Genomic DNA, 26,191 nt, shown 5'->3' on the forward strand with positions numbered 1-26,191 from the left:
TCAGTCGGCCAGCTCCAGAATGCGAACCACCAGCTGGGAAAAACTCATCCCGGCCTCTTTTCCCGCCATAGGCACCAAACTGTGGCTGGTCATCCCTGGCGAGGTATTCACTTCCAGCAGATAAAATGCGCCATCACCGCCCTTCATCACATCCACACGCCCCCAGCCACTACAACCAAGTGCCCGCCAGGCTTTCAGTACCATCTCGCTGAGTTCCGCTTCTTCTGCAACCGACAAACCGCTTGGGCAGAAGTATTGCGTATCGTCAGAAAAGTATTTGGCTTCGTAATCGTAAAACTCCGAAGCCACCTGAATTTTTATTGAAGGCAGGATGCTGTCGCCAATAACCCCCACGGTGTATTCAGGCCCGCTGAGAAAAGCTTCAATCAGCACATCATCGTCATGACGAAAAGCTTCATCCAGTGCCGCCTGAAGCGCATCAGCCTGATTTACCCGTGAGATGCCAACACTTGAGCCTTCGCTGCTCGGCTTGACAAACAGCGGCAGCCCCAGGGCAGCAATACGCGCCTGGGTGTCTTCACTCAGGCCCGCCTCCTTCTCCTGACGGGTAATTGCCACATAAGGTGAAACGGGCAGGCCACATCCCTGCCACAGACACTTGGTGCGCAATTTATCCATGGTGATAGCGGAGGCCATCACGCCACTGCCGGTATAGGGAATATCGAGGAACTCCAGCACGCCCTGAAGCGTACCGTCTTCACCACCACGTCCATGCAGCGCAATAAACGCCTTGTTGAAGCCCTCTTCTTTCAGACGTAATACCGGAAAATCACGCACATCCACGGCGTGCGCATTGATACCCGCCTCTTTTAATCCCGCCAGCACGGCGTTTCCTGACATCAGTGACACTTCACGTTCAGCTGAAGTACCCCCCAATAATACGGCGACTTTATCAGCCATGATCATCCCCTTCTGTGCCCTGTGGTTGTAACTTCAGGTCGGCCAACTTGCGGGCAATACGTCCGACGTTACCCGCCCCCTGGATCAGGATTAAATCGTTACCACTCAGTTTTGGGGCAAGCATTTCCAGCACCGTGTCATGGTCAGACACCAGAATCGGATCGACCTTACCGCGTCCACGTATGCTGCGGCACAGCGAACGGCTGTCGGCTCCGGGTATCGGCGTTTCACCGGCGGCGTACACATCCAGCAACAGCAGAACATCAACCTGAGACAGCACATTGGCAAAATCGTCGTAAAGATCGCGGGTACGTGTATAGCGATGAGGCTGGAAAACCATCACCAGCTGACGATCAGGCCAACCTGCCCGTGCCGCTTTAATCGTGGCATCGACTTCCGTCGGATGATGGCCATAGTCATCAACCAACATCGCCGTGCCGTCCATACCGTTCACATCCTGCAACGGATATTCACCAAGAAAGTCAAAGCGACGCCCCGTCCCCTGGAAGCTTTCCAGCGCACTGAGGATCTCCTCATCATCAATGCCCTCTTCCGTGGCCACGGCTACCGCCGCCGCCGCATTAAGCGCATTGTGGCGGCCAGGTGCATTCAGAGTGACCCGCAGTAACGGCTTGTCATTACGCGCCAAAGTAAAATGCCCCTGTGCGCCGTGCTGCTCATAGCTGGCGATACGCACATCGGCATCTTCACTGAAGCCGTAAGTCGTGATTTGACGCCCCACGCGCGGGATCAGATCGCGGATTACCGCATCATCAACACAGAGCACAGCGCGGCCATAAAACGGTAAATTGTGCAAAAAGTTGATGAACGTCTGTTTCAGGTTCTCGAAGTCGCCCTGGTAGGTATCCATATGGTCGGCTTCAATGTTGGTCACAATCGCCACCATCGGTTGCAGATGTAAAAATGAGGCATCGCTCTCATCGGCTTCTGCTATCAGATAGCGGCTGCTACCCAGTCGGGCATGTGTTCCCGCCGCCTTGACCAGACCACCGTTAACAAATGTCGGATCGAGGCCACCCTCAGCGTAAATACTGGAAACCATCGCCGTTGTGGTGGTTTTTCCGTGCGTACCGGCCACCGCGATACCGTGACGAAAACGCATCAGCTCTGCCAACATCTCTGCCCGCCGGATCACCGGAATACGCGCTTCGCGGGCGGCAATGATTTCGGGATTGTCCTGTGATACCGCCGTAGATACCACCACCACGCTGGCGTCACTGACGTTTTCAGGGCGATGGTTAAAATAGATGGTGGCACCCAGCCTGGTCAGATGCTGCGTCACCGCGTTGGGTGCCAGATCTGAACCGCTGATTTCATAACCTTCATTGGCCAACACTTCGGCAATACCGCCCATGCCGGCACCACCGATGCCAACAAAGTGGATGTGCCGGACGCGACGCATCTCGGGCACGATAGAACGCAGTTTTGCCAGTTGTTGTGTATTCATCTCTTCTGCCTGTGGTATCCCTTAATGCTTCATGTTGCCGGATGTGCAGCTGCCTTAATTTTGCCGTTACTCACTTAAGTTAGTAGTGGGCTAAGTTGCCGTTTTCCTGCAACAGGAAATCAATCAGGATACATCTCGTATAACCATTTGGGTCGGCAAAACCAACCCTGCATATTCTTTTTACAGCGCGGCCCTGGCCACTTCCGCTGCGACCCGTTCCGTCGCATCCGGGATTGCAACAGCCCGCGCTTTTTCAGCCATTGCCATTAACACCGGACGATCCCAACCGGCCAGCGTTTCAGCCACCGCCTGCGCCGTGAACTGCGGCTGCTCATAAATTTTCGCGGCACCTGCCTGCTCAAGCGGCAGTGCGTTCCAGTACTGCTGACGATCTTTATGTTGAAATGGAACGAAGATCGCCGGTAAGCCGGCGGCCGCCACCTCACTCACCGTCAGCGCACCGGAGCGACAGACCACCACATCAGCCCAGGCGTAGGCTGCCGCCATATCGTCAATAAACTCCGTCACTTTGTGGTCAGTTTGGCCCACCTGCCGGTAAGCCTGATTCACGCTTTCCAGCGCGCCCTTCCCGACCTGGTGCCAGAGCGTAATTTTATCACCAAGCCGGGCAGCGACCTCAGGCATGGTCTGGTTCAGTACGCGAGCCCCCTGGCTGCCACCGATCGTCAGTACCCGAATTTCCTCTGTACGACCCGCCATCCGAACCGCCGGCAGTGGCAGCGCCAGCACATCGGTTCTGACCGGATTACCGACCACCTCCGCATCTGCAAACGCACCGGGAAACGCCTGCATCACTTTTTTAGCGATCTTTGCCAGCCATTTATTGGTCAGGCCGGCAATACCGTTCTGTTCGTGCAACACCACAGGGATGCCACAGGTCCAGGCCGCCAGGCCGCCAGGCCCGGAAACGTAACCGCCCATGCCAAGCACCACATCGGGCCGCCAGCGCCTGATAATAGCTCTGGCCTGACAAACGGCGCTAACGATGCGCCACGGTGCGGCAATCATCGCCCCAATTCCTTTACCGCGCAGGCCGCTGATGCGAATAAATTCAATGTCGATACCGTGTTTCGGTACCAGATCGGCTTCCATGCGATCTGCCGTGCCAAGCCAGCGGACCTGCCAGCCCTGGGCCATCAGATGGTGAGCAACGGCCAGACCGGGAAACACATGGCCTCCCGTGCCTCCAGCCATAACCAACAGCCGTTTTCCTTTCATCGGGCACCCCGCGTGAATGCCTGTGCTTTTGCCAGACGCGTTTCGTAATCTATCCGTAATAAAAATACGATAGCGGTAGACATGATAATCAGACTGGAACCACCGTAGCTGATCAGTGGCAGCGTAAGACCTTTGGTTGGCAGCATACCCGCAGCAGCACCGACGTTTACCAGCGCCTGGAAGCTGAACCACACGCCGATTGAACAGCCAAGAAAACCAGAAAAACGCTGATCGATTTCCAGGGCACGTCGGCCAATGGACATTGCGCGGAAAGCGACGAAGAATACCATTACCAGCGCCAGAACCACACCGATATAACCCAGTTCTTCCCCGATAATGGAAAAGATAAAGTCGGTATGTGCTTCGGGAAGATATTCCAGTTTTTGCACTGAGTTACCCAGCCCCTGCCCCCAGAACTCGCCGCGCCCAAAGGCCATCAGTGATTGGGTCAACTGATAACCACTGCCAAAGGGATCGTCCCAGGGATTCCAGAAAGAAGTCACACGGCGCATACGATAAGGCTCTGCCACAATCAGCAGACACACGGCAAACATCCCGGAACCGATAATTGCCAGAAACTGCCATAATTTCGCGCCGGCCAGGAACAGCATCGCCAGGGTGGTGACAAACAGTACTACCACGGTGCCCAAATCCGGTTGTGCCAGCAGCAGAACCGCCAGCACGACCATCACGCCCATCGGCTTACAGAAACCCCAGAAGTTGTTGCGTACCTCATCCACCTTGCGTACCAGATAACTGGCGAGGTAGCAAAAAAGCGACAGTTTGGACAGTTCCGCAGGCTGGATACGAAGTGGGCCAAGGGCAATCCAGCGGGATGCACCATTTACCGAACTGCCCACCACTAACACAATAAGCAACATCACAATGGTCACCAGCAGCATAATGTTGCTGTAACGCTGCCAGAAATCCATCGGCATACGTAGCGTCACCAGCGAAATACCCAGCGCCAGCACAAGGTAAAAAGCATCGCGTTTGGCAAAATAAAACGGATCGTCTGAAAGACGCTGGCCGACTGGCATTGATGCCGAGGTAACCATCACAAAACCAATGATCGCCAGTCCAAGGGTCAGCCACAGCAGAGTGCGATCGTAGAGAACCATTGACGTGGCATCGCTTTCCCGCGGCCCCATTACCCACTCTTTCAGCCGGTCAGACAGTCCACCGGCAAGGCGCAATCCTGGCAGTCGCATCAGCCAAGCTCCTTAGCCAGTTGAGCAAACAGATCGCCGCGTTGCTCAAAGTTCTTAAACTGATCCAGGCTGGCACAGGCCGGAGAAAGTAATACCATGTCTCCGGGCTGCACTTTCGCGGCGATCTGCGTCATTGCCTCGGCCAGCGTTTCTGTCAGCACTGCTTTTTCCGCGGCGAGTTCAGCCAGTTGCGCACCATCACGCCCAAAACAGTAAAGCTGCACGTTTTCAGGCTGCACAAAGCGGCTCAGGGGGCTGAAATCAGCTGACTTGCCGTCGCCTCCCAGTAACAGCCAGAGGGTACCTTTCACCTGTAAACCGCTCAGGGCCGCCTCTGTACTGCCAACATTGGTTGCTTTCGAATCATTTATCCAGCGCACATCATTATGCTGGTAAGCCAGCTGGAAACGATGAGGCAGGCCGGTAAACGTAGTCAGCGCTTTCAGGCTGGACGCGCGCGGCAGCCTCACCGCATCAGCCAGCGCCAGCGCAGCCAGCGCGTTGGTATAATTGTGCTGCCCGACCAGCATCATCTCGTCGGTGTTAAGCACTTTCTCCCCACTGACTCTCAGCCAGGTACTGCCCTGCTGATGATTGAGATGATAATCACCGACGTCCACGCCAAAGCTGACACAGCGTTTATCCGCGCCGCGAACCGGCATAGTCATCGCGTCATCGGCATTCACCACGCAGACCGTCGCCTGCTCGTAAATGCGGAGTTTCGCCGCGCGGTATTGCTGCATCCCCAATGGATAGCGATCCATATGATCTTCAGTAACATTGAGAATGGTTGCCGCAGCGGCTTTCAGACTGTGGGTAGTCTCCAACTGAAAGCTGGACAGTTCCAGTACATAGAGCTGTGCAGGTTGCTCCAGCAGCATCAGCGCTGGCAGGCCGATATTGCCGCCCACTCCGACCTGCCAGCCGGCGGCTTTCGCCATTTCCCCCACCAGCATGGTCACGGTGCTCTTACCGTTAGAGCCGGTAATCGCCACAATCGGTGCCTGTGCTTCACGGCAGAACAGTTCAATATCACCGATAATGTCCACACCTGCATCAGCGGCATCCATCAGAGAAGGATGCGCCAGCGACATGCCCGGACTGGCGATAATCAGATCGGCGTCAAGCAGCCAGCGATCGTTGAGTGAGCCAAGCCAGCACTCAACGCTTTTGGGCAGCCTGTTGAGGCCAGGCGGCACGACTCGGGTATCCATCACGCGGGGTGTGACGCCGCGCGCCAAAAAGAAATCGACACAGGACAGGCCGGTCAGACCCAGTCCAATGATGACCACTTTTTTACCCTGATAGTCTGCCATAGTTAACGTACCTTCAGCGTTGCCAGGCCAATCAGCACCAGCATCAGTGAAATAATCCAGAAGCGCACAATAACGCGAGGTTCAGGCCAGCCTTTCAGTTCGTAATGGTGGTGGATCGGCGCCATGCGGAAGATGCGCTGACCGCGCAGTTTGAACGAACCAACCTGTAGCACCACAGAAAGGGTTTCCACCACAAACACGCCGCCCATAATCACCAGCAGAAACTCCTGACGCAGCAGCACGGCAATGGTACCCAATGCGCCACCCAGCGCCAGTGAACCGACATCTCCCATAAACACCTGTGCCGGATAGGTGTTGAACCACAGAAAGCCCAGGCCAGCGCCAACAATGGCCGTGCAGACAATCACCAGTTCCCCGGCATGACGCAGATAAGGAATATGCAGGTACTCCGCAAACTTAACGTTACCGGTCGCCCAGGCAACCAGCGCAAAGCCTGCCGCAACAAATACGGTGGGCATAATGGCAAGACCATCAAGACCATCGGTCAGATTAACCGCATTACCGGTACCAACAATCACAAAATAGGCCAGTACAACATAGAACAGGCCCAGCTGCGGCATGATGTCTTTAAAGAAAGGCACCACCAGTTGCGTCGCAGGCGTATCATTACCCGCCGCATAGAGCGCAAAGGCAACACCCAGCGAGATAACCGACATCCAGAAATACTTCCAGCGCGCAATCAGGCCTTTGGTATCTTTACGCACCACCTTACGGTAGTCGTCAATAAAGCCGATGATGCCGAAGCCAATCAACACAAAGAGCACGCACCAGACATAAGGGTTTGAGGGATAAGCCCACATCAGTACAGAAACGGTGATGGAAAACAGGATCATAATCCCGCCCATCGTCGGCGTACCGCGCTTGCTAAAGTGTGACTCAGGCCCGTCGTTGCGTACCACCTGACCAAAAGACATCTCCTGCAGGCGGGCAATCATACGCGGTCCCATCCACAATGAGATAAACAGGGCGGTCAGCAGGCTGACAATGGCCCTGAACGTCAGATATGAAAAGACGTTAAAGCCTGAATATAAAGCGACCAGATGTTCGGCCAGCCAGACTAACATGTTTCTTTCTCCTGTAAGCTTTGTACCACCTGTTCCATGGCAGCACTACGTGAGCCTTTAACTAAAATAGTGATAATGGCGTGCCGCGACAGCAACGCCCTGAGGCGCGCAATGACGGCGGCTTTATCACTGAAATGTTCACCGACCCCGCTGGCCTCGCCGATATGCCGACTCAGGGAACCAACGCTCAGCACTTTATCAATCCCGGCCTGACGGGCGGCTTCACCCACCTCATGATGACAGGCTTTGGCTTCCTCACCCAGTTCAGCCATGTCGCCAACCACCATCACCCGGTAGCCCGGCATATCGCCCAACACCTGAGCCGCCGCCGTCATTGAGCCAACATTCGCGTTGTAGCTGTCATCCAGCAGCAACTTGCCCTGCGTCAGTTCAATCGGAAACAGGCGACCCGGAACAGCACTCAGGCTGGACAGCCCTTGCTTAACAGCGTTGAGCGGCGCATCAACGGACAGTGCCAGCGCCGCCGCCGCCAGTGCATTAGCCACATTGTGTCGTCCGGGGAGGGGCAAATGCACCTGAATACGGCCTGCCGGCGTGTGCATCACAAAGTCCGTACCGGCGCTGCTCACCACAATATCGCTGGCGCTGAAATCACCGTCAGTCTCTGCCAGCGCGGAAAAACGCCAGACGCGCTTACCGTGCAGCATGGTCTGCCAGTGTGGCCAGTCGTTACTGTGCGCATTCAGGATCGCCGTGCCGTTAACCGGCAAGCCCTGGAAAATTTCTCCCTTCGCTTTCGCCACGCCAGCCAGCGAACCAAAGCCTTCGAGGTGAGCGGCGGCGAGATTATTCACCAGCGCGGCTTCAGGACGGGTAAGGTCGGTGGTGTAAGCAATTTCACCCTGGTGGTTAGCCCCCAGTTCAATCACCGCGTATTGATGTTCTGCGGTCAGACGCAGCAAGGTAAGGGGTACGCCGATGTCGTTATTCAGATTACCGGCGGTATGGAGCGTCTCACCGCATTCCCGCAGGATCGCGGCGGTCATCTCTTTTACTGAGGTTTTGCCAGACGACCCGGTCAGCGCCACTACGCGGGCAGACGATTGCTGGCGTACCCAGCCTGCCAGCTGACCCAGCGCAATATGGGTATCAGCTACCACCACCTGCGGGACCGCGACAGGTAAGTGTTTACTGACCAAAACAGCTGTCGCCCCGGCAGAAAGCGCCTCGGCCACAAAATCATGGGCATCAAAACGTTCGCCCTTCAGCGCAATAAACAGGCAGCCGGCACGCACATTGCGCGTATCAGTCGTGACGTCGGCAAAGGAGATATCGCCACCAAAGCGTTCCCCCCCGGTCAGTTCAGCCAGCATCTGCATGGAGAGCGCGATCATGCCACCACCCCCAGCAATCCGGCGACGGTCAGCCGATCGGAATAGTCCAGACGGCGATTACCGATAATCTGATAATCTTCATGACCTTTACCAGCGACCAGCACGATATCACCCTCTTTCGCCTGCATTACAGTGTGAGTGACCGCTTGCGCACGTCCCGGCATCACCCGGGCGCGCCCGGCATCCAGCAGCCCGGTCAACACATCCGCCACAATAGCCGCGGGATCTTCGCCACGCGGATTGTCATCGGTGAGAACCACCACATCGGAGAACTGTTCCGCAATGGCTCCCATGAGTGGGCGTTTGCCTTTGTCACGATCCCCACCACAGCCAAACACGCACCAGAGTTGACCAGTACAGTGTAAACGTGCGGCCTGTAGCGCTTTTTCCAGCGCATCAGGCGTATGCGCGTAATCAACCACCACGGTTGGCTTACCCGGCGCCGTAAAAACTTCCATCCGGCCGGTGACCGGCTGTAGCTGATTACCGGTAGCGATTAAGGATGCCAGCGGGTAATCCAGCGCCAACAACGTGGCAAGCGCAATCAGCAAATTGCTAACATTAAACGCTCCCATCAGGCGGCTCTCTATCGTTCCCTGGCCCCAGCTGGAATCAACATCGATCGTCGCGCCATTATCGTGATAGTTCACACGGACAGCTTGCAACCAACGGCCACGGCAACCCGGCTGAAGATTATTTTCCATCGTCACCGCAACCGCGTCCGGGAGCTTCGCCAGCCAACGGCGGCCTGTTTCATCATCCGCATTGATGATGGCCTGGCCTGTCTGGTGTTCAGAAAACAGCAACCACTTTGCAGCCTCATAGCGCGTCATATCGCCATGATAGTCCAGGTGATCGCGGCTAAGATTGGTAAATGCTGCGGCAGCGAAGGGTAACGCCGCCACCCGGTGCTGCACCAGACCGTGGGAAGATACTTCCATCGCGGCAACGCTGGCGCCCTCTTCGACCAACGTGCTCAGCATATGCTGAACGTCCACCGCTGAACCGGTAGTATTCTCTGCCGGGGTCAGATGGCCATAAATGCCATTACCTACCGTCCCCATCACCGCACCGGTTTCTCCCAGCAGCTGTGCCCACTGGGCCAACAGCTGTGTGGTGGTCGTTTTACCATTCGTCCCTGTGACGCCAACCAGACGTAGTTTTTCGGCAGGTTGCTGGTAAAAACGCCCAGCCAGAGCGGAAAGGCGCTGTGCCAGCTGGGCGAGGTAAATCACCGGTACGCCGTGCATCTCGCTTATCTGACCATCTTCAGCTTTGCCTTGCGCTTCAGCAATAACCGCCGCCACGCCCTGAGCAACCGCCTGAGGTATAAAGCGACGCCCATCCACCGCATGACCGTTTACGGCCACAAACAGGTCACCAGACGCCGCCAGACGGCTGTCCAGTATCATTTCGCGCAGCACCCGCTCAGGCGCATCAGACACCCACGGGGCCAGTAAATTGCGCAGATTACGATCTGTCACCGGATGCCTCACTTCTGTTCTGTGCCATCTCATTTTTATCATCCTGGGGCACGGGCAGCGTCAGCGCATCAGGTTCAATATTCATTGTGCGTAAAACGCCCCCCATAATGGCACCGAATACCGGGGCGGAAACGGCACCACCGTAATATTTGCCTGCCTGAGGATCGTTAATGACCACCACCAGCGCAAAACGGGGACGACTTGCAGGCGCAACCCCTGCGGTATAGGCAATGTACTTATTGACGTATTTGCCGTCCGGGCCGACTTTTTTGGCCGTACCCGTTTTGATGGCAATACGATATCCCTTGATGGCAGCTTTCACACCGCCGCCACCGGGCAGTGCAACACTTTCCATCATGTGCATCACTGTGCGCACCAGATCTTCCGAAAAAACGCGCTGACCCGCCACAGGCGGGTCGACTTTGGTGATGGACAGCGGGCGATAGACGCCATAGCTGCCTATCGTTGCGTAGACCCGCGCTAACTGTAACGGCGTTACCATTAGCCCGTAGCCGAAAGAGAAGGTGGCCCTCTCTATGTCAGACCACCGTTGTTTTTGAGGATATAAGCCACTACTTTCTCCGACCAACCCCAAATTGGTCGCCTTACCCAATCCAAAGCGCGAGTAAGTCTCTACTAACGCTGAGGATGGCATCGCTAACGCCAGCCTTGAAACGCCAACGTTACTCGATTTTTGCAGAACCCCGGTGAGGGTCAGTTCATTGTAGCGGGCCACGTCTTTTATTTCGTGGCCATTAATCCGGTATGGGATGGTGTTCAACACGCTGTTTTCTTTCACCACACCACGCTGCAACGCGGTCATCACCACCATGGGTTTCACCGTTGAACCGGGTTCAAAAATATCGGTAATTGCCCGGTTACGCATCACATCTTTCGTGGTGTCGGCAAGATTATTTGGGTTATAGGCCGGGCTGTTCGCCATTGCCAGCACCTCGCCCGTATTCACATCCACCAGCACCGCCGTACCTGATTCTGCTTTATTGAAAGCGACCGCGTTATTCAGTTCACGATAAACCAGCGCCTGCAATCGTTCATCAATACTGAGCGCGAGATTATGTGCCGCACGGCTGTCGACGGAAGAGATATCTTCAATCACGCGACCATGACGATCGCGTCTGACGGTGCGCTCACCGGGTTGTCCGGTCAGCCATTTATCAAAGCTTTTTTCAACGCCCTCAATGCCCTGCCCGTCAATATTGGTGAAACCAATCAGATGCGATGTCACCTGCCCGGCAGGATAATAGCGACGGGATTCTTCTCGCAGGTTAATACCAGGAAGTTTGAGTTTCTTGATGTAATCGCTGACGGCAGGATTCACCTGGCGGGCCAGATACACAAAGCGGCCTTTCGGGTTGGCATTCACACGCGCCGCCAGTTGATCGAGTGGAATGGACAATGCGTCTGAAAGCGCCTTCCAGCGGCTGTCCAGTGTAATACCGCCTTTGTCGTGAAGTTCTTTCGGATCTGCCCAGATGGCATTCACCGGGACGCTCACCGCCAGGGGACGTCCGGCACGGTCGGTAATCATCCCGCGCGACGTAGGCACCGCCTGTACACGCAGGGAACGCATATCACCTTCACGCACCAGCCTGTCGGGATTAATCACCTGCAAATACGCCACGCGGGCAAGCAATCCAATCAGTCCGAGCAGAATGCAACCGCAAAGCAACGCAAAGCGCCAGCTAACAAAGCTGGCCTGATCTTCAGGGCGTTTTAACTTCACGGCGATCTTTCTCATTCAGTCTCTTATGGCTGTACCACTATATTTTCCTGAGACGGATCGACATGCTGCATTTGCAGTTTATCCGTCGCCGTTCTCTCCACCCGGCTGTGATCGCCAAGGGCATTCTCTTCCAGGATCAAATTGCGCCACTCAATATCCAGCGCATCCCGCTCCAGCACCAGTTGCTCACGCTGCGCGGTCAACAGACGCGTTTTATGCGCCGTGGTAACCACCAGAACCGATGAAACCAATACGGCAGCGGCAAAGATCACCGGAAATTTGCCATGGCGCAAAAGATCGCCAGCGATAATGCCGGGTAAGCTATGACGTTCATTGCCAATCATAACGCCGTCCTCTCTGCGATACGCAAAACAGAGCTGCGTGCTCTTGGATTCTCTGCCACTTCGGCTTCTCCTGGCATCATTTTACCCAGCGCTTTCAGCTGACGGCCCCCCAGATGACTTAACTGCGCCTCAGTGACTGGCAGGCCAGCCGGCACCTGTGGACCGCGACTTTGCTCACGCATAAAGCGTTTTACAATACGGTCTTCCAGCGAGTGAAAGCTGATTACCGATAAACGACCTGAAGGGGCCAGAGCACTCAACGCCCCTTTAAGAGCCTGTTCAATCTCCTCCAGCTCACTGTTGATCCAGATGCGAATTGCCTGGAAACTGCGGGTGGCAGGATGTTTAAATTTGTCCTTCACCGGCGTTGCCTGATAAATCACTTCCGCCAGCTCTTTAGTGCGCGTCATTGGCTGCTCACGATTGCGTTGCACGATGGCACGGGCAATACGTTTGGCAAAACGCTCTTCGCCAAAGGTTTTCAACACAAACGCGATGTCATTTTCTTCTGCCTGTAGCAGCCACTCTGCCGCCGACAATCCTTTGTTGGGGTCCATGCGCATATCCAGCGGTCCGTCCCGCATAAAGGAAAAACCGCGCCCTGCGTCATCCAGCTGCGGGGACGATACGCCCAGGTCCAGCAGAATGCCATCAATCTTCCCGGTCAGACCTCGTTCCTGCGCATACTCAGCAAGTGATGAAAAAGGGCCGTAGATAATGTTAAAGCGTGGATCGGTAATTTCAGCAGCGGCAGCAATCGCTTGTGGATCGCGGTCAATGGCAAACAGCCGACCGTGTTCCCCAAGCTTTGCCAGGATTAAACGCGAATGGCCACCTCGTCCAAAAGTGCCATCAATATAGATGCCATCAGCTTTGATATTGAGGCCGTTAACCGCCTCGTCCAATAGCACCGTGGTATGTTTAAAATTTTCCTGCATAAGCTATAGCGACAAATCCTGCAAACGATCAGATAGCGGTTCCTGAGTCGACTGCTCCGCGTTAATATCTTCCCTAACTTGTTGATACCAGGTCTGTTCATCCCACAATTCAAATTTATTGAACTGTCCAACCAGCATCACTTCTTTGGTCAGGTTCGCATGGTGGCGAAGCGTATTTGCCACCAGAAGTCGGCCTGCATTATCCATCTGACATTCACTGGCATGTCCCAGTAACAAACGCTGAACGCGGCGTTCGGCGGGATTCATCGTCGACAGACGGGCCAACTTGCGTTCAATAATTTCCCATTCAGGCAGGGTATAAAGCAGCAGACATGGCTGGTGGAGGTCAATGGTACACACCATTTGCCCCTCTGATTCCCCGACAAGCGTTTCGCGATAACGCGTAGGCACGGCAAGCCGCCCCTTGCTGTCGAGATTGACTAACGTTGCTCCACGGAACATGCCAGTCTCACCCTCCAGTTACCCTCTTTCACCACTTTACACCACAAATTCCCACCAGGTGAGTTTACGGAGCGGAGGAAAACATTGTCAAGCCGCAGCAGACGTCGAACAGGATTATTTCTTAAGATTAAAAACGCAGATAAGTTTTAAAAAAACGCGATTTACTGAGTAATTTAAAAATAAACTAATGAATAATGGCAGGAATTTCTGCAAGAATTTAACATTGGTCAAAAATATGCCCGGTTCTCGCTACAAAGATTTGTGCCCCCGGTTGATTGAGCAGGCGCTACTTTAAGGTATTTCCTAACAAAATCCCAACATGGCCCTGTGGCACCTGCCGCCAGGTCTCACCCTGGCCGGTAAACTGTAATTAACATAAAGGTTTCTATTAAATAAATGTTAACGTCACCCACCTTTACTTTTATTTGCTCTTTGCTGAGAAATTAATGTTAACAATTTACGTGTGGCACTGATTCGTGAAGGAAAGACGAAAGAAAAGAGGGAAGTAAAAAAGGCAGGTCAGCCATCTGCCTTTAGTAAATGATTAACTATCGTGACGACTTAACCGGCCACGGCGATAAAGATTACGGCGAATTCGGGTTAAGCCTGGCTTTGGTTTACGCGGCTCGTCAAGGCTTGCCAGCACCAGTTCCAGCACCCGTTCGGCGACATCACGATGGCGCTGCCCAACGGCAAGTACCGGGCATTCCAGGAAATCAAGCAGCTCATGATCGCCAAAAGTGGCAATTGCCAGATCGCCAGGCAGACGACCTTCACGACGCAGGGTCACATCCATCACGCCCTGGAGCAAACCGAAAGAGGTGGTGAACAGGGCGTCAGGCATGGGATTGGTTTCCAGCCAGCTTTCGAACCGTGTCGCTGCGGCACTTCGTTCAAAACTGTTGGCATAGATAAACTCGATTTTACGCCGGTCGTCCTTCCACGCCTGACGAAATCCCATTTCACGCAGGAAGCTGACTGACAGTTCAGGCAGCGCGCCAAGGAACAGGACGGTTTCCACTGCCTGTTTGCTCAGTTCAGCAGCCAGCATTTCTGAGTCATCCTGATCTGCACCCACTACGCTGGTGAAATGTTCGCGATCCAACGCGCGATCCAGCGCGATTATTGGTAACGGATCGTTTATCCAGCGCTGATAAAAGGGATGCTCAGGCGGCAACGAGGTAGAAACAATAATGGCATCTACCTGACGTTGCAGCAGGTGTTCAACACAGCGCATTTCGTTCTCGGGCTGATCCTCTGAGCAGGCAATCAGCAGCTGGTAACCGCGCTGACGCGCCTGGCGTTCGAGATAATTAGCAATGCGGGTATAGCTGGTATTTTCCAGATCGGGAATAACCAAACCGATCGATCGCGTCCGTCCGGCACGCAGACCCGCAGCAACCGCGTTTGGGTGGTAGTTATGCTCACGCACAACCGCCATTACCTTTTCCACCGTTTTATCGCTGACACGATACTGCCTGGCTTTACCATTGATAACGTAGCTGGCCGTCGTGCGCGATACACCGGCCAGGCGCGCAATTTCATCCAGTTTCACAATAACCCCACGCTAGCACCGCGAAGGCGCAAAAAAATAGCCACGTCATGGCCATGGATAAGTCATTTATCACATCTAACAGCAGATTAGATTGGCGAGCAACTGCTTTTGTTTCTGCCTGACTGTTTTGCGACAAAACTAAAAAAACCCGACATTACGTCGGGTTAGCGGAAGATGATGATAGTCAACTGTAGAAATTATCTCATGATACGCTCGCCACGTGAGACGCCAACGATGCCGGAGCGGGCAACTTCAACAATTTCTGCCACTTCACGCACGGTGTTAAGGAAAGCATCCAGCTTGTCACTGGTTCCCGCAAGCTGAACCGTGTAAAGCGACGGCGTGACATCCACGATCTGGCCACGAAAGATTTCCGCGCTTCGTTTCACCTCTTCCCGGCCATACCCTGTTGCCTGAACTTTTACCAGCATAACCTCACGCTCAACAAAAGCCCCCTGGCCCAACTCGCTGACACGAAGCACATCGACCAGTTTGTGCAGCTGTTTTTCGATCTGCTCCAGCGCTTTATCATCGCCGACAGTCTGAATAGTCATCCGCGACAGGGTGGGATCATCAGTGGGTGCCACCGTAAGGCTCTCAATGTTGTAACCGCGCTGCGAAAACAGCCCCACCACGCGAGATAATGCGCCGGACTCGTTTTCCAGCAGTACCGATAAAACACGACGCATAATTAAGTCCTCTCCGTTTTGCTCAGCCACATTTCGTCCATCCCACCGCCACGAATCTGCATAGGGTATACGTGCTCACTACCATCAACATTCACATCCACAAACACCAGGCGTCCTTTACCCAGGGCATCCAGCGCTTCAGCCAGCTTCGGCTCCAGCTCATGTGGATGGTTGATACCAATACCAACATGACCATAGGCCTCCGCAAGGCGGACAAAATCGGGCAGTGACTGCATATAAGATTGTGAATGGCGACCAGAATAGATCATGTCCTGCCACTGCTTGACCATCCCCAGAAAACGGTTGTTCAGGCTCAATACCAGTACCGGAAGGTCATACTGCAACGCCGTGGAAAGCTCCTGAATATTCATCTGAATACTGCCGTCACCGGTGACACAGATGACCGTTTCTTCCGGCAATGCCAGCTTCACACCCAAAGCAGCTGGCAGGCCAAATCCCATCGTGCCAAGGCCGCCTGAGTTGATCCAGCGACGCGGCTTATCGAACGGGTAATAAAGCGCGGCAAACATCTGATGCTGACCCACGTCAGACGTGACATAGGCTTCGCCTTTGGTCAGACGCCAAATGGTTTCAATGACGGCCTGAGGCTTAATTTTCTCGCTGGTCCTGTCATAGGAGAGGCAATCACGTGCACGCCATTGCTCAATACTCTGCCACCAGTCGCGCAGGCTGTCGTAATCCTGCTCTTTTTCACCTTGCGCCAGCAACTCCAGGATCTGGTTCAGTACCTGTTTTGCATCGCCAACAATCGGCACATCTGCTGACACCGTTTTCGAGATTGACGTCGGATCGATATCAATATGCAGCACGGTAGCATTCGGGCAGTATTTGGCGAGATTATTCGTGGTACGGTCATCAAAGCGCACGCCAACGGCAAAAATCACATCGGCGTTATGCATGGTCATATTAGCTTCAAACGTGCCGTGCATCCCCAACATGCCCACACTCTGACGATGCGTGCCCGGAAAAGCACCCAGCCCCATCAGTGAGCAGGTTACCGGCAAATTCAACTGTTCCGCTATCTGACGCAGTTCTTCATGGCAGACGGCGTTAATTACCCCACCACCGGCATATATAACCGGTTTTTTAGCGGCAAGAAGGCTTTGCAATGCGCGCTTAATCTGTCCTTTGTGACCCTGTGTCGTTGGGTTGTAAGAGCGCATAGTGACCGATTCCGGCCAGGCATAGGGTACTTTACTCGCCGGGCTCATCACATCTTTAGGCAGGTCGACAACCACCGGGCCGGGACGTCCACTGGCGGCCAGCCAGAAAGCCTTTTTCATCACGACAGGAATATCTTCGGCCTTCCTGATCATAAAGCTGTGTTTCACCACTGGCCGGGAAATACCGACCATGTCGCACTCCTGGAAAGCGTCATAACCGATCAGCGTGGAAGGCACCTGCCCGGAGAGCACCACCATCGGGATGGAATCCATATAGGCCGTGGCGATACCGGTGATTGCATTGGTAGCACCGGGACCGGAAGTCACCAGCACCACGCCCACGTCACCGGTTGAACGGGCGTAGCCGTCTGCCATATGCACTGCGCCCTGTTCATGGCGGACCAAAATATGGTCAATCCCACCAACGGTCTGCAATGCATCGTAGATATCAAGCACGGCCCCGCCGGGATACCCGAATACATGTTTAACCCCCTGGTCGATCAGCGATCGAACGACCATTTCTGCTCCTGACAACATCTCCATTTTTGCCTCCAGGCTTTAACTTTAAGGTGCTGAATTATCTGGCAGAAAATCCTGTCGCTTGCAAAAAACAGGATGCCGCACGGATAAGGTCAAAACCAGTATTTAGTTTGAGTAGGGAATGTTTTCCAACATCCGGGGAACGGCGTGCGCCCCGGTATTTTTTACTTTTATGAGCAGTACCATAACCGCAGAAAACCTGGCAGGCAAACGCCATCCCGACGGCGCCGTTGCGGCACAGGGCCGCAAGGCACTACTTCCCGACCTGACTTGGCGATAATTACACTTACCATCCGGCGAAAGAAAAGCGCTTTATACTGAAAAAAAGTGTAAGTTCAGTGTTATCGTTTTGTCACCAAAACAAAGTCGGGCGTAATTAAAGCGTAGCTATTTAAATATCGTCACTCTTTTAGTGTTATATGCTGCTTAATTTAACAAAAAAAGACAATCAGCCTGCCCCGGGTAAGCACCATCCCGTAAAACCTATCAAACATATCACGCAAGTATTTAATATTTATAAAATTCATAACATCACGACACCGAAGCTATTTCACTTTGTACTGTCAACACCTGACCACGACCTAACAGGACATTTTTTCTTCTGTCGCCTGCTTCACCTTCAGCATTATTTTCCTCAGCGACTGCATCATAACCTTACTGCTAAAGTTGACATCGCACCCTGCTTTCAAGTATCAATACCGGAACAGTGAATTTATAAGGTCTGAGCCAATGATCCGTATCACCCGCCTTCCAGGTCTACTACTACTAAACGCATCCTCTGTGCGCGGTGGACCTTTGGGCGGAATGAATCACTGATTCAGACTTGTAACCCTTAAAACCCGCGCCAATGCGCGGGTTTTTTTATGCCCGCATCCAGTGCGCAGTAACCATGACAAGGAATATCCAATGAGCCAACAGGTCATTATTTTCGATACCACCCTGCGTGACGGCGAACAGGCGTTACAGGCAAGCCTGAGTGTGAAAGAGAAATTGCAAATAGCGCTGGCGCTGGAACGTTTGGGCGTTGACGTAATGGAGGTCGGTTTTCCCATCTCCTCTCCCGGCGACTTCGAGTCAGTACAAACGATTGCCCGTCAGGTCAAAAACAGCCGCGTTTGCGCGCTGGCACGCTGCGTTGAGAAAGACATTGATGCCGCTTATGAATCACTGAAAGTGGCAGACGCCTACCGCATTCACACTTTTCTGGCGACATCGCCAATGCACATCGCCACCAAGCTGAAAAGCACCTTACCGGAAGTAATTGAGCGTGCGACGAGAATGATAAAACGCGCCCGCAACTACACCGACGATGTGGAATTCTCCTGTGAAGATGGTGGACGCACGCCTATTGACGACCTGTGCCGTGTGGTTGAAGCGGCGATTAACGCTGGCGCGACGACCATTAATATCCCGGATACCGTGGGCTACACCCTGCCCGGTGAGTACAGTAATATCTTCGCGCAAATACGCAGCCGTGTGCCCAATATCGATAAAGCCATTCTCTCCGTCCATACCCACGATGATTTAGGTATGGCGGTTGGCAACGCGCTTGCCGCCGTGCAGGCCGGTGCACGCCAGGTTGAGGGGACCCTCAATGGACTGGGTGAACGTGCGGGTAACTGTGCTCTGGAAGAAGTGATCATGGCCATCAAGTTGCGCAGCCAGTTAATGGATGTGCATACCCGTATCAACCACCATGAAATCTACCGTACCAGCCAGATGGTCAGCCAGATTTGCAACATGCCCATCCCGGCCAACAAAGCGGTGGTCGGCTCCGGGGCCTTCGCGCACTCTTCCGGCATTCATCAGGATGGCGTGCTGAAGAACCGCGAGAATTATGAAATCATGACCCCGGAATCCATCGGGCTGAATCAGATACAGTTGAACCTGACCTCCCGGTCAGGCCGCGCCGCAGTAAAACACCGTATGGATGAAATGGGCTACAAAGAAGATGATTACAGCCTGGATGCCTTGTATGACGCATTTCTGAAACTGGCAGATAAAAAAGGTCAGGTGTTTGACTACGATCTGGAAGCCCTGGCCTTTATTAACAAACAAAACGAAGAACCGGAACACTTCCGTCTGGATTATTTCAGCGTTCAGTCTGGTTCCAGCGTGATGGCCACTGCCTCTGTCAAACTGGGATGCGGTGAAGAATCAAAGGCCGAAGCGGCTACGGGCAATGGTCCGGTGGATGCCGTTTATCAGGCCATTAACCGTATTACCGATTTTGATGCCGAGCTGGTGAAATACCAGCTGAGCGCAAAAGGCCACGGTAAAGATGCACTGGGCCAGGTGGATATTGTGGTGAATTACAATGGCAGGAAATTCCACGGCGTCGGTCTGGCTACCGATATTGTGGAATCTTCAGCCAAGGCAATGATTAATGCGCTCAACCATATCTGGCGCGCCCGTCAGGTTGAGCAGGAATTGCAACGCAAATCAAAAACCAAAGACCAGAAGGAAACGGTGTAATCATGTCCAGGACTTATCATATTGCAGTATTACCCGGTGACGGCATTGGGCCAGAAGTGATGGCACAGGCAGGTAAAGTACTGGATGCCGTACGTCAGCGTTTTGCGATGCACATCACCACCAGTGAATATGATGTCGGTGGCGCGGCTATCGATCGTCACGGTAAACCACTTCCCCTGGCGACCGTGGCCGGTTGTGAGCAAGCCGATGCCATTCTGTTTGGCTCTGTCGGCGGTCCAAAATGGGAGCATCTGCCCCCCGCAGAACAGCCAGAGCGTGGTGCCCTGCTGCCATTACGTAAGCACTTTAAACTGTTCAGTAACCTGCGTCCGGCCAGCCTGCATCAGGGGCTGGAAGCTTTCTGCCCACTGCGAAGCGACATCGCGGCCCAGGGCTTTGATATTCTGGTGGTCAGGGAACTGACCGGCGGCATCTATTTTGGTCAGCCTAAAGGCCGCGAAGGCAGCGGACAGCATGAACGTGCGTTCGATACCGAGGTTTATCACCGTTTTGAAATCGAACGCATCGCCCGTATCGCTTTTGAATCCGCCCGTAAACGCCGCAAAAAAGTGACCTCCATTGATAAGGCCAACGTGTTGCAATCCTCCATTCTGTGGCGGCAGATTGTGAATGAAGTAGCGGCAGATTACCCGGACGTTGAACTGAGCCACATGTACATCGATAACGCCACCATGCAGTTGATCAAAGCACCCTCGCAATTCGACGTAATGCTTTGTTCTAACCTGTTCGGTGACATTCTTTCTGACGAATGCGCGATGATCACCGGTTCGATGGGCATGTTGCCTTCTGCCAGCCTCAATGAACAGGGTTTCGGCCTGTTTGAACCTGCTGGCGGCTCCGCACCGGATATTGCCGGTAAAAACATTGCCAACCCCATTGCCCAAATCCTCTCGCTGTCGCTGCTGTTGCGCTTCAGTCTGGATGCGGCCGACGCCGCCGATGCCATCGAACAGGCGGTCAGCCGTGCCCTGGCCGAAGGCTATCGCACTGGTGACCTGGCGGGTGGCGGTAGCGCCATCACCACTGAAGAGATGGGTTCGATTATTGCCCGATTTATCAGCGAAACCTGATTATGAAAACATTATACGAGAAGCTGTTTGATGCTCACCTGGTGCGTGAAGCGCCCGGAGAAACCCCGCTGCTGTATATCGACAGGCATCTGGTTCATGAAGTGACCTCGGCACAGGCTTTTGATGGCCTGCGGGCACACGGTCGTCCGGTGCGCCAGCCATCGAAAACCTTCGCCACGATGGACCACAATGTCTCGACGCAAACCCGTGACATTAACGCCAGCGGCGAAATGGCCCGCATCCAGATGTCGCTGTTGATCAACAACTGTAAAGCGTTTGGCGTCACCCTGTATGACCTTAAACATCCTTATCAGGGCATCGTCCACGTTATTGGCCCGGAGCAGGGATTATCGCTACCGGGTATGACCATTGTCTGTGGTGATTCACACACCTCAACCCATGGCGCCGTAGGTGCGCTGGCGTTTGGTATCGGCACTTCTGAAGTGGAGCACGTGCTGGCGACGCAGACGCTGAAACAGTCCCGCGCCAAAACCATGAAGGTCGAGGTTGTTGGTAACATCGCGCCGGGCATTACCGCGAAAGATATCGCGCTGGCGGTCATCGGCAAAACCGGCAGTGGCGGTGGCAACGGACATGTGGTGGAGTTTTGCGGGGCGGCGATTGAACAGCTCAGTATGGAAGGCCGGATGACGCTGTGCAATATGGCCATCGAGCTGGGCGCAAAAGCGGGTCTGATCGCCCCTGACGACACCACCTTCGATTATGTTAAAGGCCGTCAGTTTGCTCCCCAAGGCGATGCCTGGGATCAGGCCGTCGCCTGGTGGCGCACGCTGAAATCCGACAGCGGCGCGCACTTTGATAAAGTGGTCACCGTCAATGCCGCTGAAATAGCGCCACAGGTCACATGGGGAACCAATCCGGGCCAGGTCATCGCTGTCGATCAGTGCATTCCCGATCCGGCGTCGTTCAGCGATCCGGTTGAGCGGGCGTCCGCGGAAAAAGCGCTGGCCTATATGGATCTGAAACCCGGAATCAGGCTGACTGAGGTCAGGATCGATAAAGTCTTTATCGGCTCCTGCACCAATTCTCGTATTGAAGATCTGCGGGCAGCCGCAGCGGTGGTAAAAGGTCAGAAGCTCGCCGAGGGCGTGCAGGCCTATGTGGTACCGGGTTCCGGTCCGGTAAAAGCACAGGCAGAGGCGGAAGGACTGGATAAAATTTTTCTTGATGCCGGATTTGAATGGCGTCTGCCAGGCTGTTCGATGTGCCTTGCAATGAATAACGATCGCTTAAGCCCCGGAGAACGCTGTGCTTCCACCAGCAACCGCAACTTTGAAGGTCGTCAGGGTCGCGGTGGCAGGACGCATCTGCTCAGTCCTGCGATGGCAGCGGCAGCGGCGATAGCCGGGCATTTTGCCGATATTCGTCAACCAACAGCATCGACCCGTTAAGGAGGCAGCATGGCGAAGAAATTTACTCAGCACACCGGCATCGTGGTGCCGATGGATGCGGCCAATGTGGATACCGATGCGATTATCCCCAAACAGTTTTTGCAGATGGTGACGCGCACCGGTTTTGGCCGCAACCTGTTCTATGACTGGCGCTACAGTGACCCGGATGGCCAGATCCCCAACCCGGATTTTGTGCTTAACCAGCCTGTCTTTCGCGGTGCCAGTATTATGCTGACCAGAGAGAATTTTGGCTGCGGCTCCTCACGTGAACATGCTCCCTGGGCGCTGACCGACTATGGCATTCAGGCGATTATCGGCAGCGATTTTGCAGACATCTTTGCCAATAACGCGTTTAATAATCAGCTGTTGCTGGTAACGCTCAGCGAAGAGGATGTTGACGAGCTTTTCCGCCTGGTGGCGGCAGAACCGGGGATCGTTTTTACCGTTGATCTGGAAAAACAACTGATTTCAGCCGCCAGCAAGCAGTATGCCTTCACCATTGACAGCTTTCGCCGTCATTGCCTGCTTAATGGACTGGATAATATTGGCCTCACGCTGCAACACGATGCAGACATCGACGCTTACGAGCAGCAACAGCCTGCCTTTTTGCGCTGACATCATCGCAGCGCCGGTTCCACTGGCCTGTGGCCTTTTTTCCCAGTGAATGCCGTTGCTTTAACGCTGTAAAGCAACGGCTTTTCTGACCGCAATAAAACAGAGCAGTGCCAACCAATACCCGCCCAGCACTACCACATTCATCGACAGTCCTGAAATACCGCCAATCCCGGTCAGCGGAGCACTGACGCCGCCCATCGCAAACATCAGCATCCCCATCCATGCAGAGGCCGTACCGGAATGCTCTCCCTGACGCTGCATGGCGATGGCGCTGGCAAGCGTACCAATGCCGCTGTTGATTGAGACAGTAAAAAACAGCATGGTGAGCACCAGCCACAACGGACAGCCAGCGACAAATATCAGCATCAGCAGCAGAGCGAAAACCGCAGCGGCTGGCAGGGAGAAGGTCAAAACACCGGTTTCTCCCCACTTCGCTGCCCAGTTTGCCAACAGCAGAAAGCAGACCACCAGGCCAAAGCCATTCACCGCAAAGGTGTAACTGTATTGCAGTGCAGAAAGCGGGTAAACCTGCTGGAAAACGTACGATGACGCACCGATATAAGCAAACAGGCCCGCCATCATAAACCCCTGCAACAGGCACGACATCATAAAGGTACGATCGCGGAACACGCTGCCTGAGCCAGATGAAGCATTGATCACCGGCTTGCCAACATGGGTTTCCGGTAATCTGAACCACGTCAGCAAAAAAAGTACCGCACCCGCTGCCGCCAGTGAAAGAAACAGCCCCCGCCAGCTGGTAATGGATAGCTGAAGACCACCGAGAACTGGGGCGGCAACAGGCGCGATACCATCAATGGTCATCAGCAGGGCAAAAAATCCCGTCAACGCCGTGCCACTGTATAAATCACGGGCAATGGCACGGGATAACACGGCGCCACCCGCTCCCGCAACGCCCTGAAAAAATCGTGCGGCAATCAGCTGCGAGATACACAGGGTTGATACGATAGCGGCGCAATAAAAACGATTTCATACTGATCCTTCGGCAGAGGCGATATCACCGCAAGGTACAGAGGGCAGAAAGGGAAGACAAAAAAAGCCAGCGGCTGGATCCCCGCTGGCTGGTGAAGTTGCACCATACTCAGATTAAGAAACGATGTCACAACGTCATTCAAAGAATGTCTCCCGCTCTTTCATCGTCCACGATTATTGCCTTAATATAGGGCAGGAAAAAACAGACCGCTTTTGTATAAGAGTTCCTCTTTTATGCCGTCACCCCGTCTGAAGCAACAGTTTATCCGCCTCTGGCAAAGCTGTGAGGGGCAGTCACAACAGACCACGCTTGATGATTTAGCCATCAGGCTGAACTGTTCACGTCGCCATATGCGTAACCTGCTCAATGCCATGCAACAGCAGGGATGGCTGGAATGGCATGCCGAACCCGGACGGAGTAAACGTTCACGGCTGAACTTTCTCTACACCGGACTGGCATTGCAACAGCAACGCGCTGAAGACCTTCTGGAGCAGGATCGTATCGATCAGCTGATACAACTGGTCGGGGATAAAAACGCGGTCCGGCACATGCTGGTTTCACGCCTGGGCCGCAGTTTCCGTCAGGGCAGGCATATTTTGCGCGTCCTCTATTACCGTTCTCTGCTTAACCTGCTTCCCGGCACGCCGCTCAGGCGCTCAGAAACCCATCTGGCCAGACAAATCTTCAGCGGACTGACCCGCATAAATGAGGAAAACGGCGAAATCGAAGCGGACATTGCCCACCACTGGCAGCAAATCACGCCGCTGCACTGGCGATTTTTCTTACGTCCGGCCATTCATTTTCATCATGGTCGTGAGCTGGAAATGGCCGACGTGATCGCCACCCTGGAGAGACTGAAAAGCCAGCCGCTTTATGCCAATCTGCAACAGATTTCCTCACCCGCGCCCTGGATGCTGGATATTTATCTGCATCAGCCAGACTGTTGGCTGGCGTGGCTGCTTGGCAGCGTTAACAGCATGATCCTGCCAAAAGAATGGCCGTCGATGCCCGACTTTTCCCGCCAGCCCATCGGCACCGGTCCTTACCAGGTGGTGCGCAACCAGCAAAGCCAGTTGCGCATTGAGGCTTTTGACGACTATTTTGGCTACCGGGCGCTGATTGATGAAGTCAATATCTGGGTTCTGCCGGAAATCAGTGAAGAACTGGTTTATTCCGGCGTAAAACTCCAGAGCGGCAGCGTCGGCGAAAAATCAGAAGAGAGCAGACTGGAAGAAGGCTGTTATTTTTTGCTGTTCGATCAGCGTTCAGAACAGGGCCGCGATGAACAGGTGCGCCGCTGGGTGAATATGATCTGCAATCCGGTTGCCCTGCTGAATCAGGCCAGTATTGGCTATCAACGCTACTGGTTTCCTGCTTATGGTCTGCTACCCCGCTGGCACCACCGGCGGGATCTGACCGTGGTCGCCAAACCGGCAGGATTAACGTCGCTAACGCTCACCTGGTACCACGATCATATCGAACACCAGGGGATTGCTGACGCGCTGAGACCGCTGCTCGCCGCCCAGGGCGTCACACTGAAAGCCCGCCAGGTGGACTACGCCACCTGGCACCGTGGCGATGCCGACAGCGATATCTGGCTGGGCAGCGCCAACTTCACTCTGCCACTGGCATTTTCACTGTTTGCCCTGCTGTATGAGATCCCTCTGATGCATCACTGCCTGACCACCGACTGGGAAAAAGACGCACAGAGGTGGCGGCAACAAACCCTGTCACTGGCCGACTGGAGCAAACGGCTGATTGATTCACATACGCTGCACCCGCTGTTTCATCACTGGTTGCTGCTGGAAGGAGAACGCAGTATGCAGGGGGTACGGATGAACACCCTGGGCTGGTTTGACTTTAAATCCGCCTGGTTTGCCCCCTCCGCAACATGACGCTTTCGCTGTCAACGGGAAATCACTAGAATAGCTCCCGTTCTCAACGGGGTGCGCCACAGAGAATCACGCTGATTGCGCTGAGAAAAACCCGTCGAACCTGATCCGGCTAATACCGGCGTAGGGATTTGAGAGTGTTACCAGCTCAGATCATGCGTCCTCACAACCCTCAAGGAA

At 54.2% G+C, this 26,191-nt stretch carries 22 protein-coding genes and 1 riboswitch; of the genes, 6 read left to right on the forward strand and 16 right to left on the reverse strand.

What is annotated here, in order from left to right; translation table 11 throughout:
- The 15 genes from EB241_RS04030 to ilvI all read right to left on the reverse strand — a co-directional run bounded on the left by EB241_RS04030 (position 1) and on the right by ilvI (position 17,538).
- Positions 1–921 (reverse strand): D-alanine--D-alanine ligase, encoded by a 921-nt coding sequence (locus tag EB241_RS04030; RefSeq protein WP_124231921.1) that lies wholly within the window; start codon positions 919–921, stop codon positions 1–3.
- Complete coding sequence (murC, locus tag EB241_RS04035; RefSeq protein WP_124231922.1) at positions 914–2,389, reverse strand: UDP-N-acetylmuramate--L-alanine ligase; 1,476 nt, start codon at positions 2,387–2,389, stop codon at positions 914–916. The genes EB241_RS04030 and murC overlap by 8 nt, the downstream gene beginning before the upstream one ends.
- Before the next feature lie 180 nt (positions 2,390–2,569).
- Positions 2,570–3,628 (reverse strand): undecaprenyldiphospho-muramoylpentapeptide beta-N-acetylglucosaminyltransferase, encoded by a 1,059-nt coding sequence (murG, locus tag EB241_RS04040; RefSeq protein WP_124231923.1) that lies wholly within the window; start codon positions 3,626–3,628, stop codon positions 2,570–2,572.
- Positions 3,625–4,839, reverse strand: a complete 1,215-nt coding sequence (gene ftsW, locus EB241_RS04045; RefSeq protein WP_124231924.1) for a cell division protein FtsW — start codon at positions 4,837–4,839, stop codon at positions 3,625–3,627. The genes murG and ftsW overlap by 4 nt, the downstream gene beginning before the upstream one ends.
- Complete coding sequence (gene murD, locus EB241_RS04050; protein ID WP_124231925.1) at positions 4,839–6,155, reverse strand: UDP-N-acetylmuramoyl-L-alanine--D-glutamate ligase; 1,317 nt, start codon at positions 6,153–6,155, stop codon at positions 4,839–4,841. The genes ftsW and murD overlap by 1 nt, the downstream gene beginning before the upstream one ends.
- A 2-nt stretch (positions 6,156–6,157) precedes the next feature.
- Positions 6,158–7,240: a phospho-N-acetylmuramoyl-pentapeptide-transferase gene (gene mraY, locus EB241_RS04055; protein ID WP_124231926.1), complete on the reverse strand. Its 1,083-nt coding sequence runs from the start codon at positions 7,238–7,240 to the stop codon at positions 6,158–6,160.
- Entirely contained in the window at positions 7,234–8,595 is a 1,362-nt protein-coding gene (murF, locus tag EB241_RS04060) for a UDP-N-acetylmuramoyl-tripeptide--D-alanyl-D-alanine ligase (RefSeq protein WP_124231927.1), read from the reverse strand. Before murF ends, mraY begins: the two co-directional genes overlap by 7 nt.
- Positions 8,592–10,079, reverse strand: a complete 1,488-nt coding sequence (gene murE / locus EB241_RS04065; RefSeq protein WP_124232036.1) for a UDP-N-acetylmuramoyl-L-alanyl-D-glutamate--2,6-diaminopimelate ligase — start codon at positions 10,077–10,079, stop codon at positions 8,592–8,594. The genes murF and murE overlap by 4 nt, the downstream gene beginning before the upstream one ends.
- A complete protein-coding gene (locus EB241_RS04070; RefSeq protein ID WP_124231928.1) occupies positions 10,066–11,838 on the reverse strand; it encodes a peptidoglycan glycosyltransferase FtsI in 1,773 nt (590 codons plus the stop codon). The genes murE and EB241_RS04070 overlap by 14 nt, the downstream gene beginning before the upstream one ends.
- An 8-nt stretch (positions 11,839–11,846) precedes the next feature.
- The gene (ftsL, locus tag EB241_RS04075) at positions 11,847–12,167 is read right to left on the reverse strand and encodes a cell division protein FtsL (RefSeq protein ID WP_124231929.1); all 321 of its coding nucleotides are present in this window, start codon (positions 12,165–12,167) and stop codon (positions 11,847–11,849) included.
- Entirely contained in the window at positions 12,164–13,105 is a 942-nt protein-coding gene (gene rsmH / locus EB241_RS04080) for a 16S rRNA (cytosine(1402)-N(4))-methyltransferase RsmH (RefSeq protein WP_124231930.1), read from the reverse strand. Before rsmH ends, ftsL begins: the two co-directional genes overlap by 4 nt.
- A gap of 3 nt (positions 13,106–13,108) precedes the next feature.
- Positions 13,109–13,567 carry a division/cell wall cluster transcriptional repressor MraZ gene (mraZ, locus tag EB241_RS04085; protein WP_124231931.1) on the reverse strand — a complete coding sequence of 153 codons (459 nt, stop codon included), beginning with the start codon at positions 13,565–13,567 and terminating at the stop codon, positions 13,109–13,111.
- 544 nt (positions 13,568–14,111) lie between these two features.
- Positions 14,112–15,122, reverse strand: coding sequence for a catabolite repressor/activator (cra, locus tag EB241_RS04090; protein ID WP_124231932.1), 1,011 nt, complete (start codon positions 15,120–15,122; stop codon positions 14,112–14,114).
- Between the two features lie 197 nt (positions 15,123–15,319).
- A complete protein-coding gene (ilvN, locus tag EB241_RS04095) occupies positions 15,320–15,811 on the reverse strand; it encodes an acetolactate synthase small subunit (RefSeq protein WP_124231933.1) in 492 nt (163 codons plus the stop codon).
- Between the two features lie 2 nt (positions 15,812–15,813).
- Entirely contained in the window at positions 15,814–17,538 is a 1,725-nt protein-coding gene (gene ilvI, locus EB241_RS04100) for an acetolactate synthase 3 large subunit (protein WP_124231934.1), read from the reverse strand.
- A gap of 726 nt (positions 17,539–18,264) precedes the next feature.
- Between ilvI and leuL the strand changes: the two genes are divergently transcribed.
- From leuL to leuD, 5 genes are all read left to right on the forward strand, one after another.
- On the forward strand, positions 18,265–18,351 hold the full coding sequence (gene leuL / locus EB241_RS21915) for a leu operon leader peptide (protein WP_124232037.1): 87 nt from the start codon (positions 18,265–18,267) through the stop codon (positions 18,349–18,351).
- 90 nt (positions 18,352–18,441) lie between these two features.
- Positions 18,442–20,010 carry a 2-isopropylmalate synthase gene (gene leuA, locus EB241_RS04110; protein WP_124231935.1) on the forward strand — a complete coding sequence of 523 codons (1,569 nt, stop codon included), beginning with the start codon at positions 18,442–18,444 and terminating at the stop codon, positions 20,008–20,010.
- A 2-nt stretch (positions 20,011–20,012) separates the two neighbouring features.
- Positions 20,013–21,101 (forward strand): 3-isopropylmalate dehydrogenase, encoded by a 1,089-nt coding sequence (leuB, locus tag EB241_RS04115; protein WP_124231936.1) that lies wholly within the window; start codon positions 20,013–20,015, stop codon positions 21,099–21,101.
- Between the two features lie 2 nt (positions 21,102–21,103).
- A complete protein-coding gene (gene leuC / locus EB241_RS04120) occupies positions 21,104–22,513 on the forward strand; it encodes a 3-isopropylmalate dehydratase large subunit (RefSeq protein WP_124231937.1) in 1,410 nt (469 codons plus the stop codon).
- A gap of 9 nt (positions 22,514–22,522) precedes the next feature.
- Positions 22,523–23,128, forward strand: coding sequence for a 3-isopropylmalate dehydratase small subunit (leuD, locus tag EB241_RS04125; RefSeq protein WP_124231938.1), 606 nt, complete (start codon positions 22,523–22,525; stop codon positions 23,126–23,128).
- Positions 23,129–23,188: 60 nt separating this feature from the next.
- Here the strand turns inward: leuD and EB241_RS04130 are convergent, their stop codons facing one another.
- Positions 23,189–24,094 carry an MFS transporter gene (locus EB241_RS04130; protein WP_124231939.1) on the reverse strand — a complete coding sequence of 302 codons (906 nt, stop codon included), beginning with the start codon at positions 24,092–24,094 and terminating at the stop codon, positions 23,189–23,191.
- Between the two features lie 258 nt (positions 24,095–24,352).
- On the opposite strand from EB241_RS04130, the gene sgrR reads away from it, so the two are divergent.
- Positions 24,353–26,014 (forward strand): HTH-type transcriptional regulator SgrR, encoded by a 1,662-nt coding sequence (gene sgrR, locus EB241_RS04135; protein WP_124231940.1) that lies wholly within the window; start codon positions 24,353–24,355, stop codon positions 26,012–26,014.
- A 37-nt stretch (positions 26,015–26,051) separates the two neighbouring features.
- Positions 26,052–26,159, forward strand: a riboswitch (TPP riboswitch).
- Positions 26,160–26,191 lie beyond the last annotated feature (32 nt).

The organism is Erwinia psidii, assembly GCF_003846135.1.
Lineage (GTDB): Bacteria > Pseudomonadota > Gammaproteobacteria > Enterobacterales > Enterobacteriaceae > Erwinia > Erwinia psidii.

Coding starts and splice junctions, on each gene's coding strand:
- ftsW (WP_124231924.1), bottom strand. CDS start 4,839: ATGCGACTGCCAGGATTGCGCCTTGCCGGTGGACTGTCTGACCGGCTG.
- leuD (WP_124231938.1), top strand. CDS start 22,523: ATGGCGAAGAAATTTACTCAGCACACCGGCATCGTGGTGCCGATGGAT.
- mraY (WP_124231926.1), bottom strand. CDS start 7,240: ATGTTAGTCTGGCTGGCCGAACATCTGGTCGCTTTATATTCAGGCTTT.
- leuL (WP_124232037.1), top strand. CDS start 18,265: ATGATCCGTATCACCCGCCTTCCAGGTCTACTACTACTAAACGCATCC.
- murC (WP_124231922.1), bottom strand. CDS start 2,389: ATGAATACACAACAACTGGCAAAACTGCGTTCTATCGTGCCCGAGATG.
- ilvN (WP_124231933.1), bottom strand. CDS start 15,811: ATGCGTCGTGTTTTATCGGTACTGCTGGAAAACGAGTCCGGCGCATTA.
- ftsL (WP_124231929.1), bottom strand. CDS start 12,167: ATGATTGGCAATGAACGTCATAGCTTACCCGGCATTATCGCTGGCGAT.
- leuC (WP_124231937.1), top strand. CDS start 21,104: ATGAAAACATTATACGAGAAGCTGTTTGATGCTCACCTGGTGCGTGAA.
- leuA (WP_124231935.1), top strand. CDS start 18,442: ATGAGCCAACAGGTCATTATTTTCGATACCACCCTGCGTGACGGCGAA.
- ilvI (WP_124231934.1), bottom strand. CDS start 17,538: ATGGAGATGTTGTCAGGAGCAGAAATGGTCGTTCGATCGCTGATCGAC.
- murG (WP_124231923.1), bottom strand. CDS start 3,628: ATGAAAGGAAAACGGCTGTTGGTTATGGCTGGAGGCACGGGAGGCCAT.
- rsmH (WP_124231930.1), bottom strand. CDS start 13,105: ATGCAGGAAAATTTTAAACATACCACGGTGCTATTGGACGAGGCGGTT.
- murF (WP_124231927.1), bottom strand. CDS start 8,595: ATGATCGCGCTCTCCATGCAGATGCTGGCTGAACTGACCGGGGGGGAA.
- EB241_RS04070 (WP_124231928.1), bottom strand. CDS start 11,838: ATGAGAAAGATCGCCGTGAAGTTAAAACGCCCTGAAGATCAGGCCAGC.
- EB241_RS04030 (WP_124231921.1), bottom strand. CDS start 921: ATGGCTGATAAAGTCGCCGTATTATTGGGGGGTACTTCAGCTGAACGT.
- murD (WP_124231925.1), bottom strand. CDS start 6,155: ATGGCAGACTATCAGGGTAAAAAAGTGGTCATCATTGGACTGGGTCTG.
- sgrR (WP_124231940.1), top strand. CDS start 24,353: ATGCCGTCACCCCGTCTGAAGCAACAGTTTATCCGCCTCTGGCAAAGC.
- mraZ (WP_124231931.1), bottom strand. CDS start 13,567: ATGTTCCGTGGAGCAACGTTAGTCAATCTCGACAGCAAGGGGCGGCTT.
- leuB (WP_124231936.1), top strand. CDS start 20,013: ATGTCCAGGACTTATCATATTGCAGTATTACCCGGTGACGGCATTGGG.